14 protein-coding genes and 1 pseudogene are annotated in these 18000 nt (G+C 75.5%); 8 read left to right on the top strand and 7 right to left on the bottom strand.

Annotation, left to right across the window (positions count from 1 at the left end; genetic code table 11):
• The 4 genes from IH00_RS44795 to IH00_RS0135690 all read left to right on the top strand — a co-directional run.
• A partial coding sequence (locus IH00_RS44795; RefSeq protein WP_267882634.1) for a CU044_2847 family protein occupies window positions 1-244 on the top strand: 244 nt, incomplete at its 5' end.
• 3 nt (window positions 245-247) lie between these two features.
• On the top strand, window positions 248-2545 hold the full coding sequence (locus tag IH00_RS0135700) for a VMAP-C domain-containing protein (protein WP_031080595.1): 2298 nt from the start codon (window positions 248-250) through the stop codon (window positions 2543-2545).
• Between the two features lie 57 nt (window positions 2546-2602).
• Window positions 2603-3628, top strand: a complete 1026-nt coding sequence (locus IH00_RS0135695) for an AAA family ATPase (protein WP_052411906.1) — start codon at window positions 2603-2605, stop codon at window positions 3626-3628.
• On the top strand, window positions 3570-6830 hold the full coding sequence (locus tag IH00_RS0135690) for an SAV_2336 N-terminal domain-related protein (protein WP_267882635.1): 3261 nt from the start codon (window positions 3570-3572) through the stop codon (window positions 6828-6830). Before IH00_RS0135695 ends, IH00_RS0135690 begins: the two co-directional genes overlap by 59 nt.
• Window positions 6831-7115: 285 nt before the next feature.
• Here IH00_RS0135690 and IH00_RS0135685 read toward each other — a convergent pair whose 3' ends face one another.
• Window positions 7116-8150 (bottom strand): helix-turn-helix transcriptional regulator, encoded by a 1035-nt coding sequence (locus IH00_RS0135685; protein ID WP_031080583.1) that lies wholly within the window; start codon window positions 8148-8150, stop codon window positions 7116-7118.
• A 403-nt stretch (window positions 8151-8553) separates the two neighbouring features.
• On the opposite strand from IH00_RS0135685, the gene IH00_RS0135680 reads away from it, so the two are divergent.
• Entirely contained in the window at window positions 8554-9381 is an 828-nt protein-coding gene (locus IH00_RS0135680; protein WP_031080581.1) for an MmyB family transcriptional regulator, read from the top strand.
• A gap of 67 nt (window positions 9382-9448) precedes the next feature.
• On the top strand, window positions 9449-10441 hold the full coding sequence (locus tag IH00_RS0135675; RefSeq protein ID WP_031080579.1) for a glutathione S-transferase family protein: 993 nt from the start codon (window positions 9449-9451) through the stop codon (window positions 10439-10441).
• Window positions 10442-10453: 12 nt separating this feature from the next.
• Here the strand turns inward: IH00_RS0135675 and IH00_RS0135670 are convergent, their stop codons facing one another.
• The 5 genes and pseudogenes from IH00_RS0135670 to IH00_RS38330 all read right to left on the bottom strand — a co-directional run bounded on the left by IH00_RS0135670 (window position 10454) and on the right by IH00_RS38330 (window position 14527).
• Window positions 10454-11845, bottom strand: coding sequence for an NADP-dependent succinic semialdehyde dehydrogenase (locus IH00_RS0135670; protein ID WP_031080577.1), 1392 nt, complete (start codon window positions 11843-11845; stop codon window positions 10454-10456).
• 80 nt (window positions 11846-11925) lie between these two features.
• Window positions 11926-12660 carry a hypothetical protein gene (locus IH00_RS38335; RefSeq protein WP_234335108.1) on the bottom strand — a complete coding sequence of 245 codons (735 nt, stop codon included), beginning with the start codon at window positions 12658-12660 and terminating at the stop codon, window positions 11926-11928.
• Entirely contained in the window at window positions 12588-13079 is a 492-nt protein-coding gene (locus tag IH00_RS44790; protein ID WP_234335107.1) for a hypothetical protein, read from the bottom strand. Before IH00_RS44790 ends, IH00_RS38335 begins: the two co-directional genes overlap by 73 nt.
• Window positions 13076-13963 (bottom strand): SDR family oxidoreductase, encoded by an 888-nt coding sequence (locus IH00_RS0135660; RefSeq protein WP_031080576.1) that lies wholly within the window; start codon window positions 13961-13963, stop codon window positions 13076-13078. Before IH00_RS0135660 ends, IH00_RS44790 begins: the two co-directional genes overlap by 4 nt.
• 119 nt (window positions 13964-14082) lie before the next feature.
• Window positions 14083-14527, bottom strand: a pseudogene (locus tag IH00_RS38330) (DUF1348 family protein).
• Between the two features lie 60 nt (window positions 14528-14587).
• Between IH00_RS38330 and IH00_RS0135650 the strand changes: the two are divergent.
• A complete protein-coding gene (locus tag IH00_RS0135650; protein WP_031080574.1) occupies window positions 14588-15148 on the top strand; it encodes a TetR/AcrR family transcriptional regulator in 561 nt (186 codons plus the stop codon).
• Window positions 15149-15444: 296 nt separating this feature from the next.
• Here IH00_RS0135650 and IH00_RS0135645 read toward each other — a convergent pair whose 3' ends face one another.
• Window positions 15445-16788, bottom strand: coding sequence for a streptophobe family protein (locus IH00_RS0135645; protein ID WP_420710980.1), 1344 nt, complete (start codon window positions 16786-16788; stop codon window positions 15445-15447).
• Between the two features lie 294 nt (window positions 16789-17082).
• Here IH00_RS0135645 and IH00_RS38325 point away from each other — a divergent pair.
• On the top strand, window positions 17083-18000 hold a 918-nt coding region (locus tag IH00_RS38325; RefSeq protein ID WP_199819879.1), incomplete at its 3' end, for a DUF6777 domain-containing protein.

Here is an 18000-nt window from a genome sequence, read left to right as displayed (position 1 = left end):
ACTGCTCGAAGAGGTGCACACGGCGGTGACGGGCGTCCCGCACGCCCCGCAGGAGCTGTCGGTGGAGTTCGGCATCCAGATCGGGCACGACCTCAAGCTGGGCATCGTCGGCGCGAACGGCAACGCGACCATGACGGTGTCGGCGACCTGGCATCACGACCCGGCGCAGGACACGCCGCGGCCGGACGGCACCCGGTCCGGCGGTACCGCACAACAGGGCGTGTCCGAGCACCGACAGGGCTGAGTCATGACCTGGTTCCGACGTCCGGCGGCCGCCGGCAGCCGGGTCTCACTGCTGTACGAGGGCAGCGCCAAGGCCGCGGGCGCCGCCGCGCTCCTCTCCCCGCGCCGGGTGCTCACCTGCGCCCACGTCGTCAACGACGCCCTGGGCAGGGACCTCCACTGCGCCGAACACCCGGCCCCGGCCGGCCCGCTGACGGTGGCTCTGCGCGGCTCCGCCGCCCCCGGTGGGGGTCCGGCGGCCGGCGACGGCACGGAGCTGGGCGCCGCGGGCGCCGGCGGGACGCACCGCGTCACGGCCACCGTCTCGGTCTGGGTGCCTCCGCAGCCGCGGCCCTCGGCGCTGGAATGGGAGGGCGACCTGGCCGTCCTGGACCTCGACGAGCCGGCCCCCTCCAGGTTCCGGCCGGTGGTGTGGCGGGACATGGAGGAGGGCCAGGAGCTGCGTGCCTGGCACGGCGGTGGTGAGGCGATCACGTTCGCCGACATCGTCGTCGGTTTCAAGGAGGGCCGGTACGGCTACCTGGACGGACCGCTGTCCGGCGCGGCCGTCGGTCCGGGCTACAGCGGCGGCCCGCTGTGGACCCGGGACGCCTCCGCCGTGGCCGGGCTCGTCGTCGCCCACCTCATGCCGCCGGGGGCGGAACCGCTGGGCATGCAGCAGGCGGTGCGCCGCAGCTGGGCCGTGCCGTGGCAGGCGGTGCGCGAGGAGCTGGCGCGCGCCGGGGCCGCGGACGTCCTGGAGGAGTGCGCCGTCGCGGGACGCCCCGGGCGGGGCCCGTGGTGCGGCGGCCCCGAGACGCCGCGGGCGGCCGCGGCGTTCGTGCCCGTGCTGCGGGCACTGCTGGACGATCCGCGGCGGCGCGCGGACCACGCCCGTGCGCTGGCGGCCGGCCTGGGGTACACGGCGGCTCCCGGGAGCGGTCACGCGGCACCGACGGTCGAAGAGCTGGCGGAGCTCCTGGTGACCGAGGAGCGGGCCCTGGCCACGCTCACCGAGTCGCTGGCGCCGGCGGTCCGCAGCGGCGCGGACCGGGAGGCGCTGAACTCCCTGCTGGCGCTCGGCCGGCTGGAGCGATGCGTCCGGCTGCTGTCCGTGGGCGAGCACCGGCTGCTGCTGGAGGACCTGCGCCGGGCCACCGCCGCCGATGCCACGCTCGTCCCGCGCGCCGCCCGGGAGGCCCTGCGCTACATGGCCCTGCCGGGGCCGCTGGGTGCCTCGGCCCGGCTGGCGGAGGGCGACCTCGACGCGGTGGTGCCGGCCCTGGAGGGGTATCCGGACGGGCCGTCGGCCGGCGGCGGGGCGCCGCCGGTCCCCGCGCTGCTCCGCCTCGCCGCGTTCGTGGCCTCGGCGGCACCGGACCGGGAGACCCGGGACTCCCTGCACGGCTGGTGCGACCGGGTCGCCCACCGGCTCGGCATCAGCCCGGTCGCCCTGGCCGAGCGGCGTGCCGACGCCGCCAACTGGGCCGCGCAGCGGCCGTCCCCGGTCAGCCGCGTGGTGCTGCGGCTGACCCCCGGCGCCCCGGACGCCGGGGGTGCTCCGGGCGCCGACGGCCAGGGCACCGAGCGCTACCGGTGCCGGATCAGCCTGGTCCGCAAGGACGGTACGACGACGACCGTCGCGGCGCCCGAGGGCACGTGCGCCCCGGACGAGATCGGCCGGCTGGTGCGCGAGGCGGCGGAGGGCGGCCACGGGGACGACGCGTACCCGCTCACCCAGGTGGACGTCGTCGTGGGCCGCGACGGGCTCCAGCTCGCCGTCGACGGCTGGGACACGGGCAACGCTCTCGGCGACCTGTTCCCGGGCCTCGACGGGCTGCGGCTGGCGCTCGGCGCCAAGTACCGGGTGGCGCTGCGCTGCCCGGAGATGAGCCGCCGCTCCCCGCGCCGGGAGGCCGAGATGCGCCGCCGCTGGGCGGCCGGCGACCCGGGCGTGCTGGTGGTCGACGAGACCTGCGCGACCCTGCAGCAGCTCTACCAGCGGCTGGAGACCAGCCACAAGGACGTGGCCGGGGTGGTGCTGCACGGGCCGCGCGAAGAGCGGGACCGGCTGCTCGACCTGTGTCTGGCACTGGGTGTTCCGGTGGTGCTGTGGGACCGCGAGGCGGACGGGCACGGCCACGCGGCGCGGCTCGACGCCCTCGCTCCCGCGGGCCCGCTGCACGGGCTGCCGGAGCGGGTGCGGGAGTTCCGGGCCGGGGTGTACGGCGCCACGGTGCTCTCGGAAGCACGTCCGGCGCTGGTGTGGGAGGACGCGGAGCTGCCCGTTCCCGGGTCCCTCGAACTGCTCGACCCCTCGTGATCCCGGCCCGGCGGGCCTGGCGGAAGAAGCATGCGGAAGAACGGAAGCGGACACCAGATGACGACCACAGGTCCCGGTGCGGGACGCGGAGACGGTGACGGCGGCGGCCCCGCGGGGTGGCGGCTGTTCCGTGGCGACGGCCGGGCCCGTACGACGGAGTTCCCCCAGGCGCCACCGTGGCGGCGGTTCGGGGGCGCGGCGGACGGCGGGACGCGCCGCCCGCGCCCGTACCTCATCGGTCCGGCCGAGGCGGACGTCGTCAGCGCCGCGCTGCTGCTGCGGCGGCCCCTGCTGGTCACGGGGCAGCCCGGAACCGGCAAGTCGTCGCTGGCGCACGCCGTCGCGCACGAACTGTCGCTGGGCCGGGTGCTGCACTGGCCGGTCAACAGCCGGACGACGCTGCAGGACGCGCTCTACCGGTACGACGCGATCGGCCGGCTCCGCGAGACGAACCTGCGGCGGGACCGCGACGACGGTGCCGTGCCGGACGACGGCCCGGGCATCGGTTCGTATGTCCGCCTGGGTCCGCTCGGCACGGCGCTCGTGCCGTCCCCGCGGCCGCGGGTGCTGCTCGTCGACGAGCTCGACAAGGGTGACGTCGACCTGCCCAACGACCTGCTGAACGTCTTCGAGGAGGGCGAGTTCGAGATCCCGGAACTCGCCCGGCTGCCCGAGGAGCAGGCCCGGGTACGGGTGATGACGGCCGATCCGCACTCCTGGACGGAGGTCGACCGGGGACGGGTGTGCTGCTCGGAGTTCCCCGTCGTCGTCATCACCAGCAACGGCGAGCGGGACTTCCCGCCCGCCTTCCTGCGCCGCTGCGTGCGGCTCGACCTTCCGGAGCCCGACGAGGAGCGGCTGCGTGAGATCGTCCGCGCCCACCTGGAGTGCGCCGGGTCCGCGGCGGACGGCGGCCTGGAGAGCGTGGACGACCTCATGCGCGCGTTCCTGGCCCGCAGGGCCCGCGGTGAACTGGCCACGGACCAGCTGCTGAACGCGGTGTTCCTGCGCCGGGGCGGGGTGGATCTGGACGCCGACGGGCTGCTGGACGCCGTGCTGCACCGGCTCGGCGGGACGGTGTGACCGGTGCTCGACCGGGTGCGGGACGTCCTCGCGGGAAGCGGGGCGGAACTGTCGGCCGAGGAGCTGCTGGACGCGCTCTGGCTGGCGGAACGGCTGCCTCCGGCGGCCGCGGCCGCGCTGGGCGGCTCCAGGGCGGGACCGGGCGCACAACCGCCGTCCCAAGTGCCCGCACAGGACGGCACGGGGCCCGCTCAGGTCCGGAGGCCGGCGGACGGCCCGGCCGGGCAGGAGGACCGCGTCCGCGCCGCCCGCCGGCACCGGGCCCGGCGTCCCGGCGATGCCGGTCCGCGCCCCGGGGGTCAAGGCGCTGGGCACGGCCGAGCTGCGGCTGGGGCGTGCGCTGCGGCCGCTGAAGCACCGGCGCCCCGACGCGGCGCGCCGGGAGCTCGACGTGGCGGCCACGGTCGCGGTCATGGCCGAGACCGGCCTGCCGGACGCGGTGCTGCGGCCCGCCGTGACCCGCTGGCTGGACCTGGTGGTCCTGGTCGACGACGGGGTGTCCATGCTGCTGTGGCAGCGGCTGGCGGCCGAGGTCCGGCTGCTGATGGAGCGCAGCGGGGCGTTCCGCGACGTCCGTGTGTACGGCCTGGACAGCCGCTGCGCGGACGGTCCGCTGCTGCGCCACCGGCCGTTCGCGGACGGCCGGGCCACCTTGTCGATGTCCACCGTCGGCGACCCGTCGGGCACCACGCTGCTGCTGGTGGTGAGCGACGGGGTGGGTGCGGCGTGGCGCGACGGCCGGATGCACGCCGCACTGGAACGGGCGGCCGCCACCGGCCCGGCCGCGGTGCTCCAGGTGCTGCCGCCGCGGCTGTGGGACGGTTCCGGCATCCGCGCCGAGCGGTGGCAGGTCACCACGCGCCGCCGGGGCGCGGCGGGCAGCTCCTGGATCGTCGCCGACCCGGTGCTGCCGCCGGAGCTGGCGCCCTTCGACGGCATCCCCGTCCCGGTCCTGGAGGCGACGCCCGAGTCGGTCGGCGCGTGGGCGGAGCTGGTGGGTTCACCCGGCGGCCGTGCCGTCCTGCCGCTGCTGGCGCGCCCGCGGAGCGCGGCCGGTCCGTCGTCCGGCAGCGCTGCCGCTCCATGGCGCTCCGTGGGGTCGTCGTCCGGGGACGCGGTGCTGCGGTTCCGGGAGGCGGCGTCACCGGAGGCGTACCGGCTGGCCGCGCATCTCGCGGCGGTGGCGCCGCTGCCGGTGCCGGTGATGCGGCTGGTGCAGAGCGCGATGACGCCGGCGGTGGACACCACGCACCTGGCGGAGGTGTTCCTCGGCGGGCTGATGCACCGCGAGGAGGATCCGCACGCCCTGCCGCAGCACCGCGAGTTCGACTTCCGCGAGGACACCCGGCGGATCCTGCTCGGCACCGTGCCGCCCGCCGACCTGCTGCGCACCACCCGGTCGGTGACCGCGCGGCTGACCGAACTGGCCGGCCACTCCGCCGACTTCCCGGCCTGGCTGCCGCACCCGGAAGGTCCGGAGGCGGTGCCGGCGGCCGGGCCGCGGCCCTTCGGCTGGGTGGACGAGCGGGTGATGCGCCGGCTCGGCGTGTCCGTGCCCGCGGCCGCGCAACCCGGCCGGGACCCGCACACGGGAGCACAGCCCGCGCCGCAGCCGCAGCCGGGCCTGCCGCCGCGGCTGTGGGCCGAGGGCTGGATGCCCGTGCACCCCGGTGACCCCCGGTTCGAGGGAGCCGGCGCGCTGCCGTACACGGTGGTCGCCGAGTACGGGCGGGGCCGGCCCGGGATCGGGCTGTACCTGGCGCACGACCGGGGCGGCAGGCCCGTGATCGTCCGTCGGCTCGAGGACGCCGCGCTGCACGACACCGACCTGATGGCGCGTGAGGTCATCGCGCTGAGCCGGATGGACGGTGTCCACGCGCCGCGGCTGCTCGCCCACGACGTCACCGCCGCCCTCCCCTGGGCGGCCGTCGAGTGCGCGCGGGACGACGAGGAGGACCCCGGGCCCGCACCCCACCTGCGGCGGTTCGTCCGGCGCTACGGCCCGCTGCACGAGGACGGCCTGCTGACCGTCGCGCGCCGGTTCGCCGACGGACTGGCCCGGGCGCACGGCAAGGGGCTGGTCCACGGCTCGCTCATGCCGCAGTGCGTGCTCGTCGCCGGCCGAGAGGTGCGGATCACGGGCTGGCTGACCGCCACCGTGGCGGGCCGGCCGAGCCGGTACCGCCGGCTCTTCCGTCAGGAACACACCTACCGCGCGCCCGAGTTGCCGGACCACGCGGCGCCGCCGACCCCGGCGTCCGACGTGTGGTCCATGGGCGCGATCCTGCTCGCGGCCGCCTCCGGCGACTGGGCGGGCGACCGGCGGGACGACGCGCGGGAGACGCCGCCGGCCCTCGACCCCCGGCTCTCCGACGTCCTGCTCGACTGCGTCGACACGGTGCCCGGGCAGCGCCCCACCGCCGAGGAGGTCCGGCGCGCCCTCGACGGCATCGCGCACCACCGGCGGACCCACCGGCCCGGGCTGCGCCTGCTCCTGGGACGTGGCCCGACCGGCCGGCCGGTACGCCTCGACATGGCGGGCCCGGAGGCCGGCGGCCAGGGTCCGCACGTGCTGTGCCAGGGCGCCCTGGACGCCGGCCGGCGCGGGCTGCTGGGCGCCCTGCTGCGCCAGCTGACCGCGAACGGCCCGGCGGACGGCGTCCGTCTGCTGCTCGCCGACTTCACCGGCCGCAGCGGTCTGGAGCGGTACGCCCGGCGGCCGGTCACCGGCGTGGCCGCCCTGGGGCTGTCGACCGTGCCGGCCCGGGCGCTGGACCTGCGGGAGGCGCTCGCCGCCGAGCTGACCGTGCGCGAGGGCGCGCTGCGCTCGGCCGGGTGCCCGGACTTCGGGGCGTACGAGGCGCAGCACACCGCGGCATCCGGCCCGCCGGCCCTGCCGCGGCTGGTCGTGGTCATGGACGAGGTGACGGAGATCCTGCCCCGGCAGCCGGAGCTGAGCAGCGTGCTGCTGCGGGCCGCGCGGTCGGGGGGCCGGCTCGGCGTCCATCTGGTCCTCGCCACGAGGAACCAGGTGCACCCGTGGTTCGCCCGGTCGTTCCTGGAGTACATCCCGGCGCGGGTCACGCTGCGGACGCGCCGGGTGCTGGCGCCGCACCCGGTGGACGTGCCGGACGGGGGGCTCCTCACGCACGCCTCACTTCCGGAGGACGTGCCGTTCACGCCGGAGACCGGCGGGGAGTGAGCTCCCCCGGGACGGTGAGTGCCCTATCACGGGGAGCGTAACGACGGCTCGGCTCTGCGTTCCGTCAAGGCCCTGGCAGCGACCTTGCGGTACCCGCGCGATGCCCGGCAGGGCACGCTGCCCGTGCCCTGCTCTGCCCGGTTCCGGCATGAGGCGCGGGTAACGCCCCCCGTAATAGCGGCTTGCGCGGACCGGCGCTGTCCCACGGGGACGGGCCGGTCGGCTGGTCCAGGATGCCGCACATCCGGCGGTTTTTCTTCTGATGGTTCTTCGGTGAAAAAGTGATCACGGTCCGGGCGCGGAGCCGGTCCCGGAGCGTGCGCCGGTGGCCGGGTCGTCGTGGTGCGGCTGCTGCCGCTCCGCGGACAGGGCCCACTGGTAGGAGAGGGCGGCGAGGGTCGACACGCCCCAGCGGGCGCGGAGGTCGCCGAGTTCCTTGCTCAGGGTCCGCAGGCCGATGCCCAGCCGGCGGGCGGTGATGCGCTGGTCGATGCCGGCGGCCGTGTCCATGAGGATCTCCCGCTGCCGGCGGGTGAGTCCGCTGCCGCCGTCGTCGGGTCTGCCCGGCTCGGGGTCGCCGTGCCAGATGTCGGCGCGGCGCCACGCCTCGGCGAAGCCCTCGGCGATGTACGCGACCAGGGCGCGGTCCACGACGTGCCAGGCCGCGTGACTGGGGCTGGAGTTGACGACGTGGTCGGGGATGAACGCCTGGCGCCGGTCCACGACGACGCACTGCTGGAACGGCGCGGCGAGCGTGCGGAACCGGCCGCCCTGCGCGGTCATGGCGGTCACCCAGGCGCGGGTGCGCGGATCGTCGCGCTCGCTGTCGTGGCACAGGGTGCGCACATGCACCCCGCGGGCGAGCGCCTCGGCCTCGTGCGCCATGGTGCTCTCGATGAGCTCGGGGCTGCGCGGACGGCGGGGCCGGGCGGTCCACAGCTCGGTCTCCGCGCCGCCTACGGCCTCGCCGATGCGGGCGTCGACCTGTTCCGGCTCGGCGAGGAACTCGCTGCTGGATCCGGAGCGCCACTTGGCGCGCTCGAAGTGGACGCCGAGTTCGTCGGCGAGGGCGGGTATCGCGGCCGTCCGCGCCGCCCGGGCAGCCATGTCCCGCAGCTCGTCGTCGAGCCGGCGGCGGCCCGCCTCCTGCGGGTCGAGGGCGATGGGGGCCCGAGCCCCGTCCGGGTCGACGGCGACCAGGTGCCAGTCCACCAGCTCGTCCAGCGCGGCGCCGTCCGCGTGCCCGGCGGGCTCGCCGCGGGTGATCCGGGCGTACAGCGCCCGCGCGGCCGCGGACAGCACCGGCACCTCGACGCTCACGGAGTCGTCCCTGTCCCTCACCCTTCTCCCCTCGCGGCTGCCGTGCGGCTGCGTGTGTGCGCCGTGCGCATGTACGCACCGGGCAGGCTCTTGATCGTCGGCGTCCGACGGGCCAGCGTAGCGGTGCGACGCTCCCGGCACCCCGCCCGCTTCGCGGGCGCCCGGGCCGGGCCCCCTCGCCGTACCGCCGTATGCCCATGAACGGACGCACTCCATGCAGCAGCCCGTACGCCGTGCCCGCACCGGGGCGGCTCCGCTTCCGGTCCCGTCTCCGGCCGCCGCCCGTACCCCGGCGGTGACCGGCCCGCCCGGCCGCGCACAGGGCTGATCAGGAACCGTTCATCACCGCGGCGGCACCGGCGAACGCGAGGCCGCCGCCCGGTCCCTTGGGGGAAGAACCGTCATGGACAAGGTGGCACTGCGCTGTCTGCTGCGGGAGCGCCGCGCGAGGATCGAGCCGGAGAGCCACGGCCTGTCCCGTCCGACCCGGCAGGGCCGGCGCGCGCCGGGTCTGTCCCAGGCGCAGATCGACCAGCTCCTGCACCGCGCCCCGGACACGTACGGCCGTCTGGAATCAGGCCGTTACGCCAACCCCCCGGTCGGCCTGCTGCAGGACGTTGCCCGGCTGTTCGGCATGGACGAGCAGGAGTGGATCGCGCTGTACCGGTACGCCCTGGGCCAGGACCCGCCGTATCCGCTCAACGCACGGTCGGGCGAGGAGATCCCCGGCGCCTGGCAGGCGGCGCTCGACGCCTTCTCCCAGATGGCCTACATCAACGACCGGTCGTGGAACCTGCTCGCCCACAACGCGCCGTTCGAGGCGCTGTTCCCCCGGCGTGAGGTGCCCGCCAACACCATGCGGTGGATGGCGGTGGAGCCGGAGGCGCGCACCGTGCTGACGGACTGGGAGACCGCGTGGGCCCCCCTGCTGCTGCCGCAGCTGCGGGTCGCGCTCGCCGCCGACCCCGGCGACCGGACGCTGCGCGGCATCGTGCGCGACGTGCTGGCCGACCCCGTCGCCGCGGCCATCTACGAATCGGCGAGCTGCCGCATCCGGCTGGACGGCGACGAGCGGCCCGTGCGCCACGCGGAGCTGGGCCCCGGATGGGTGACCATGTGCGCGGCCCAGCCGCTCGCGGCGCCCGGCGCCCGCATGATCCTGCTGAACTTCCACCCCGGGGAGCGCCGCCGGAGGCAGGTTCCGGCGCTGCGCGCCCCGGCCGACGCGTGAGGGGTGAACCCGCGATACGCGGCGTGGCGACCGGGTACCCGTTGTTCCGTGTGCCGTCGCGAGGAAGGTGGGCACCGTGAGCAACTCCGCCGAATGGGTGCGGTCCGCCAGCCACTTCACCGACCGGGTCACCGCCGACGGCCGGGACGGCTGGCCCGTCGAGCCGGGCCGCTACCGGCTGGTCGTCAGCCGGGCGTGCCCGTGGGCGAGCCGCTCGCTGGTGGCGCGGCGGCTGCTGGGCCTGGAGGGCGCCCTGTCCCTGGCGGTGACCGATCCGGTCCAGGACGAGCGCAGCTGGCGGTTCACGCTGGACCCGGACGACCGGGACCCGGTGCTGGGCATCCGGTTCCTGGGCGAGGCGTACCGCGCGCGGGAGCCGGAGTACGACGGCGGGATCAGTGTCCCGGCGATCGTGGACGTGCCGAGCGGCCGGCTGGTGACCAACGACTACCAGCGGATCACGCTGGACCTGGCCACCGAGTGGAGCGCGCTGCACCGTCCGGGAGCCCCCGACCTGTACCCGGAGGCACTGCGCGACGAGATCGACGAGCGCATGGACGGCATCTACCGTGACATCAACAACGGCGTGTACGCGGCGGGGTTCGCCAAGCGGCAGGAGACGTACGACGCCGCCTACGCACGGCTGTTCGCGCGGCTCGACCAGGTGTCGGAGCACCTGGCGGGGCAGCGCTACCTGGTGGGCGACACCATCACGGAGGCCGACATCCGGCTGTTCACCACCTTGGTACGGTTCGACGCGGTGTACCACGGCCACTTCAAGTGCAACCGCAACAAGCTGACCGAGGACCGGGTGCTCTGGGCGTACGCGCGTGACCTGTTCCAGACGCCGGGCTTCGGCGACACGGTCGACTTCGACCACATCAAGCGGCACTACTACCGGGTGCACGAGGACATCAACCCGACGCGGATCGTGCCGCGCGGCCCCGACCTGCGGGGCTGGCGCGCACCGCACCACCGCGAGGAGCTGGGCGGCCGGCCGTTCGGCGACGGTACGCCGCCGGGGCCGCCGCCCGCGGACGAGGTCGTCCCGCCGCTGTAGGGGCGAGCCGGGTCAGGCCGCCTGCCAGACGGTGGTGGCGTTGCAGAACTCCTTGATGCCGTGGCCGGACAGTTCGCGGCCGTAGCCGGAGCGCTTGACGCCGCCGAACGGCAGCGCCGGGTGGGAGGCGGTCATGCCGTTGACGTACACGCCGCCCGCCTCCAGGTCCCGCACGAAGCGCCGCACGTCCTCGTCGTCGCGGGTCCAGACGTTGGAGCTGAGGCCGAAGTACGTGTCGTTGGCGAGCCGCACCGCCTCGTCGAGGTCCGCGGCACGGTAGAGGGTGGCGACCGGGCCGAAGGTCTCCTCCTGGTGGATGCGCATGCCGGGGGTGATGTCGGCCAGGACGGTGGGCGCGTAGTACCAGCCGCGGTCCAGCCCCTCGGGGCGGCGGCCGCCGCACAGGACGTCGGCGCCGCCGCGGACGGCTTCGTCGACGAGTTCCTGGAGGCCGTCGCGGCCCTGTTCACTGGCGAGCGGGCCGACGTCGGTGGACTCGTCCATCGGGTCGCCGACGGTGAGCGCGGCCATGCCGGCGGTGAAGCGCTCGGCGAACGCGTCGTAGACGTCGGTGTGGACGATGAACCGCTTGGCGGCGATGCAGGACTGGCCGTTGTTCTGCACGCGTGCGGTGACGGCGACGTCGGCCGCCTTGTCGACGTCGGCGGACGGCATCACGACGTACGGGTCGCTGCCGCCCAGCTCCAGGACGGTCTTCTTGATCTCGTCACCCGCGATGGAGGCGACGGAGCGGCCGGCGGGTTCGCTGCCGGTGAGGGTGGCGGCGGCGACCCGCGGGTCGCGCAGAATGCCCTCGACGGCCCCGGAACCGATGAGGAGGGTCTGGAAGACGCCCTCGGGGTAGCCGGCGCGGCGGAAGAGGTCCTCCAGGTAGAGGGCGGTCCGGGGGACGTTGGAGGCGTGCTTGAGCAGCCCGGTGTTGCCCGCCATGAGCGCGGGCGCGGCGAACCGGACGACCTGCCAGAGGGGGAAGTTCCAGGGCATGACGGCCAGCACGGGGCCGAGCGGCCGGTAGTGCACGCGCGCGTGCGCGGCGCCCGCGTCCCGTACCTGGTCCTCCGGCGGGTGTTCGTCGGCGAGCAGCCGCTCGGCGTTGCCGGCGTACCAGCGCATGGCCTTGACGCACTTGGCCGCTTCCGCGCGGGCGGCGGTGACGGGCTTGCCCATCTCGGTGGTCATGGTGCGGGCGATGTCCTCCTGGTCCTCCTCCAGCAGGTCCGCCGCCCGCCGGAGCAGGGCGGCCCGCCGGTCGAAGGAGGTGGTGCGGTAGTCGCGGAACGCCGCGTGGGCGGCGGCCAGGCGGCGTTCGATGCCGGCGGCGTCGAGTGCGTCGAAGGTCTGCAGCGTCTCGCCGGTGGCGGGGTTCACCGTCGCGATGGGCATGGATGTCTCCTCCTCGCGGTCGCTGTCCCGACCCTCCCGCGCGGGGCGGGGTCCCGCAACGCGAGCGGGAGGGCCTGCGGTCAGGCGACCCGTGCGTTCTCCAGTTCGTGCAGCAGTTGCCGCGTCTCGGCGGCGAGGCCGCCGACCGAGGTGGCCGTCTCGTCGTCCGGTGCGGCCCCGCCGGTGAGCCGGGCCTTGAGGCGCCGGTGGGCCTCCCAGGAGCGGGCCATCGCCTCCTGCCGCGTCCGCAGGGCCCGCTCGCGCCGCTCCGGTTCGTCCAGTGCGGTGCGGTCCGCCGCGCACACGTCCGCCAGGGCGTGCAGCAGCGGCGGTACGTCGGCGAGGACGGTGGACGGCGGCGGCCTGAACCTCGGGCGCTCGCCGGCCGCCTCGGCGAGCAGGGCGGTGAGGGAGGTCAGGTGGTCCACGACCCGCTCCCAGGCGGCGTCCCACTCGGTGGAGGGCAGCTCGGGGCCGGGAGGCCGGCGGATGCGGTGGGCGGGGTTGAAGCGGTAGCTCTCGCGGGTCCATGTCCGGGCGCTGCGCAGCTCGGTGAGCCGTCCGGCGAGCCGGCGGGCCCGCCGGTGCCATTCCTGGGCCTGGTGCCGCCCGTGGCCCTGCTCGATCTCCTCGGCCATGTCGCGCAGCAGCCCGGTGGCGTCACGGGGCAGCCGGCACAGCGAGTCGCGGGCGCTGCGCAGGTGGACGGGCGGCAGGACCAGCGCGTTCACGCCGATCCCGATCACCGCGCCGAGGAGCGTCTCCAGCAGCCGGTGCAGGATGTCGAAGCCGGAGTACGAGCCGTACACCAGCACGAAGAGCGCCGTGGTGGAGGCGTAGGTGCCCTGGTCGCCGAAGCGGGACCAGTTGCCGAGCAGGACGGTGACGGGCAGGACATCGCCGCCATGGTGTTGCCGGTCAGGCCGGCCGCCGCGGCCGCGAGGACGGTCCCGGCGGCGATGAGGACGACCTGCTGGACCCCCGTGCGCACGGACCGGTAGACGGTGCTCTGTACGAGCGCGACGGCCGTCCAGGGTGCCATCAGCGCGAGGGGCGCCTGCCACCACCAGCCGGCGACGGCCCAGGCGAGGATGGCCGCCCCGGCGGCCTTGAGGGACTGGACGGCCAGGTCCCGCTCGGGTCCGGGGCCGGTGAGGGCGCTCCGTACGGACCGGCCGACCGCGCCCGCCTCCCCGTGGACACGGTGCCACGCTTCCCGTGCGGAAGGGATCACGGAAGCGGCGTACCCCCGGTGGCGTTGACGATCTCGGCGGTGATGTAACTGGCGCCGGGCGAGGCGAGGAAGACGTAAGCGGGCGCCATCTCGGCGGGCTGGGCGGCGCGGCCCAGGGGGGCCTGCTTCCCGAACTCGGCGGTCTCCGGCATGGTCGCGGGGATGAGGGGCGTCCAGACGGGGCCGGGGGCCACGGCGTTCACGCGGATGCCGCGAGGGGCGAGCATCTGGGCGAGTCCCTGGGTGAAGGTGACGATGGCGCCCTTGGTCATGGCGTAGTCGAGCAGGGGCGGGCTGGGCTTGTAGGCCTGCACGGACGTGGTGTTGATGACGCTGCCGCCCTTGGGGATGTGCGGCAGCGCCATCCTGGTGAGCCAGAACATGCCGTAGAGGTTGGTCTTCATCACCCGGTCGAACTGCTCGGTGCTGATGGCTTCGATGCCGTCGGGCTGGGCCATCTGGAAGGCGGCGTTGTTCACCAGGACGTCGATGCGCCCGAACTCGGCGACGGCCCGGTCGATCAGGCCGCGGCACTGCTCCTCCTGGCGGATGTCGCACGCGACGGCGACGGCCTTGCGGCCGGCCTCCTCGATCAGGCGGGCGGTCTCGCGCGCCTCGTCCGCCTCCTCGGGCAGGTGGGTGAACAGCACGTCGGCGCCTTCGCGTGCGTACGCCAGGCAGACGGCCCGGCCGATGCCGGAGTCGCCCCCGGTGACGAGGGCGGCGCGGTCCGCCAGCAGCCCGCTGCCGCGGTACGACTCCTCGCCGTGGTCGGGCCGCGGTTCCATCGACTCGGTGGAGCCGGGGTGCGGCTGTTCCTGTTCGGGGAAGTCCGGCTGCGGGTGGCGGGTGACGGGGTCCTCGGGCCGGCGGTCATCGGTCATGGCGGTGGTTCTCCTGATCGTCACGGTCGCGCGGTTCCGCGGGTGCGCGGAAGTGTTGTGCTGTGCGCTGTTCCGTGTCCCGCGTTCCCGGGAGGAGCGGACCGAATCCCTTCGATCGCTCAGTCGGAGGCGTGGGCGAGGCGGCGCTCGGCGGCGGTGATGGGCAGGTCGTTGATGCTGGCGTACCGCTTGCGCATCAAGCCGTTCCCGTCGAACTCCCAGTTCTCGTTGCCGTACGCGCGGAACCACCGGCCGTCGGCGTCGTGGTACTCGTACTCGAAGCGGACGGCGATCCGGTTCCCGGTGTACGCCCACAGCTCCTTGCGGAGCCGGTAGCCGAGTTCGCGCTGCCACTTGGCGGTCAGGAAGGCGACGATCTCCTCGCGGCCGCAGGAACAGGTCGCGGTTGCGCCACTCGGAGTCCTCCGTGTAGGCCGGCGCAACTTTCTGCGGGTCCCGGGTGTTCCAGGCGTCCTCGGCGAGCTGCACCTTCCGGCGGGCGGTCTCCTCGGTGAACGGCGGCAGGGGCGGGCGCACGGCAGTCTCCTCTTCCGTGAGAACGATCGTTCTCACCTCGTCCGGTACCGTACGAGAACGATGGTTCTCACGCAAGGGAGCGGAGCGATGGACCACGGACCCGCCCGCGAGCGGATCCTCGACGCCGCCGAGGAGCTCTTCTACGCCCGGGGCATCCAGGCGGTCGGGATGGACGCCGTCCGTTCGGCGTCCGGCGTGACCCTGCGGCGGCTGTACCAGCTCTTCCCGTCGAAGGGCGCCCTGGTCGAGGCGTACCTGCTGCGCCGCGACGCGCGCTGGCGCGGCGCGCTCGCGTCGTACGTGGACGCCGTGGACGGGCCGGCCGGCGAGCGGGTGCTCGCGGTCTTCGACTGGCTGGGCCGGTGGTTCGCGGAGCCGGGCTTCCGGGGCTGCGCGTTCGTCAACTCCTTCGGAGAACTCGGCGGAACCGCGCCGGAGGTCGCCGAGGCGGCGCGCGGCCACAAGGAGGCGTTCCGCCGTTACGTCGGCGAGCTCGTGGCGGAGGCGGGGGGCTCCGGGGCGACCGGCGCGCACATCGCCCTGCTCGCGGAGGGCGCGATCACGACGGCCGCCCTCACCGGCTCGTCCGGGCCCGCCGGGGAGGCGCGGGAGGCGGCACGGCTGCTGCTGGCGGCAGCACCCCGGTGAGCCCGCGGCACCCGGGGCGGGGTCGGTGACCGGGAGCGGCCGGCGACCGGGCGAGGGGCGTTGACCGAGGCGCGGACCCGCGATCGGGCGAGGGCCGGTGACAGGGGTGCGGACCCGCGATCGGGCGAGGGCCGGTGACAGGGGTGCGGACCCGCGATCGGGCGAGGGCCGGTGACAGGGGTGCGGACCCGCGATCGGGCGAGGGCCGGTGACAGGGGTGCGGACCCGCGATCGGGCGAGGGGGGTGTTGACGGGGCGCGGGGTCGGTGACCGGGAGCAGCCGGTGCCGTCGGTGACTACCGGTGCTCCGGGGGCTGGAGCGGCGCGCCGGGAGTGACCTGGACCGGACCCCGGCGGCGTACGCGCGAGGTGAGCAGGCCGCCCAGGAACCCGGCCACGAGACCCCACACCAGGGCCAGGCCCACCATGGCCCACAGATGCGGTCGCAGCACCACCACACCGCTGAACGCGTCCACGTCGCCGATGATGATCATCGACAGTCCGTACCGCGCCGAGACGTGCGTGAGGGGGATGATCACGAGCATCGTGAGGGCGAAGGCCACGCCCAGGTGCACGGCGTGCTGCCACCACCGCGTACGGGCCGGCGAGCGGACCGCCATGACGCAGGCGGCGCCCAGCAGCAGGACGGCGGCGACCGGGACGAGCCACCAGGCCCGGGGGTCCTGTTCGGCGAGACTGCCCAGGTCGACGGTGGCCTCCGGCGAACTGCGCAGCACCGCGTCGAGGATCCTCGGCATCGGCAGCGCGAAGGGCCCTTCCGCCGTGCCGTCCCAGGCGCCCCCGATCCCGACGCCGAGGGCCATCCACACCACGTTCGGCAGACCCAGGAGGATGACCGCGAACGTGTCGGCGGGATGCCCCCGGGTGGCCGCCACGACGATGCCGACCAGCACCCCGACGACGACGTACGCGAGGACCAGCAGCAGCATCGCGAAGGCGGCCGGGCGGACCGGCTCCTGGTAGCGCAGCAGCCGGGCCGGCAGAGCGGCCGTGCGCGACACCAGCAGGGCGACGAGCAGCACGCCGAGCACCCACAGCAGCCCGAACAGCAGCGTGCGCCCGAGGTCGGCGCGGAAACCCAGAGTGGGGGTGGCGCCCAGGAAGTCCAGGATGTCGCCCGCGATGTCACCGGCGATTTCGCTCGCGTCGATGGTGAAGCTGTGCCGGGCGAGGGCGGTGATCGCGGCGAGCGCGCCCAGCCAGAGCACGGTCGTCCGGGCGATGCGGCCGAGGAGTTCGCCGACGCTCGTGACGGCGTGGCGGCGCAGGGGGCGGAGGAAGACGGCGCCGGTGGCCAGTGCTCCCGCCAGGGTCACCGACAGCGGCATGGCGGTCAGTTCGGCTTCCGTGCCGGCGAGGGCCCCCGCGTCCCCCGCGAGTTCGACCGAGCCGCCCGCCGCCATGACGACGACGGCGGCGACGATGCTGGGGAAGGCGCCCCCGGGGAGGTCGGCGGCGCCCGCGGCCCACAGGCCGAGCGCGGCGACGACGGCCATCGCGGCCACCCCCGCGACCACGGTGAGGAGGGCGTCGCCCCAGGCACGGGCGGCATGGCGCGCACCGCTGTGCGCGGCTCCCGGGTGAGGGACCTGAGGGACCTGACGGCTCACGCTGGTCACGTTAGGCGGGCGGCGGGGCGTCCGCCTGCGGGCCGCGGCCGTTCGGCGCCGCGCCGGTGCCCCGGCTTGCGGGTGCCGCCCGCACCCGGCACACAATGAGCGCGGAACGGAAGGAAGGGAGCAATCGTGACGTCCCAGCCGCCTCCCGATCGTCCGGCGGGCCCCCCGCCGGGTCCGCCGGTGAACCCGCCACCGGGACCCGTGCCGGACCCGGCGTCCCCCTCGTCGGGAGGCCGCGGTGACGGTGGGCGGGGGTGCCGGCCGTGGTGGCGGTCCGGCCCCGAAGTCGCGGCGGTGGCCGGCGTGCTCACGGCGTCGGTGGTCCTGGCTCTCGTCCTGCCCGGCCGGGGCGGCCACGGCGACGTCACACGGGAGGTCAGGCTCCAGGGCTTCGCCGAGCCCGGTGACGACCGCTTCACCGACTCGACGGACCCTCGGGGCGGCGCGTCCGTCCCGCCGGCCGCCCGGGACGCCTCGCCCGGCGCGGTCGACGGGCCGGCGGCACACCGCGGTACGGCGGACGGGCTGTACGGGGGCACCAGGAACGTGCCCGCCTGCGAGGTGGAGCGCCAGATCAGCCGCCTCGGCGCCACACCCGCCAAGAACAAGGCGTTCGCCGTCGCGGCGGGCGTCGAGCCGGTCGCGGTCCCGCGCTATCTGCGGTCCCTGACGCCGCTGCGGCTGGTGAAGGACGCCTGGGTGACCGACCACGGCTACCGCGGCGGCGAGGCGTACCCCTACCAGGCCGTCCTGCAGGCGGGCACGGCCGTCCTGGTCGACCGGCTCGCGGTGCCCCGGGTGCGGTGCGCCTGCGGCAACCCGTTGTCCGAGCCGTTGTCCGAGCCGGACGGGAAGGGCCGGTACCGGACCACGGGCCACCGGTGGCCCGGGTTCTCGCTGGCGAGAACGGTGCGGGTGAAGCCAGCGGAGAAGCCCGTGGACACCTTCGTCGTCGTCGACCTCGCGGATCCCGGCCGGCGGATCGCCCGCCCCGCGGGCGGGACGGGGCACCGGTACGACCGCACGGCCCCGTCCCCGGCCGCCCCCACCACCGGAACGGCCACGACCACCCGGCCGGCCACCGCGTCCGGCCCGGTGACCGGCACCGGCGGCCTGACCGGCGAGGCGCGCGCCCATGCCCGGGACGGACCAGGAACGACCCGCGCACGGCGAGCACGGCAGGCCCCCGACCCGGGCGGACCGGTGGGCGGC

It is taken from the genome of Streptomyces sp. NRRL S-118, assembly GCF_000716335.1.
Classification (GTDB): Bacteria; Actinomycetota; Actinomycetes; order Streptomycetales; family Streptomycetaceae; genus Streptomyces.
The sequence above is the reverse complement of the archived record's forward strand: the minus strand, read 5'-3'. Positions and strand labels throughout refer to the sequence as shown.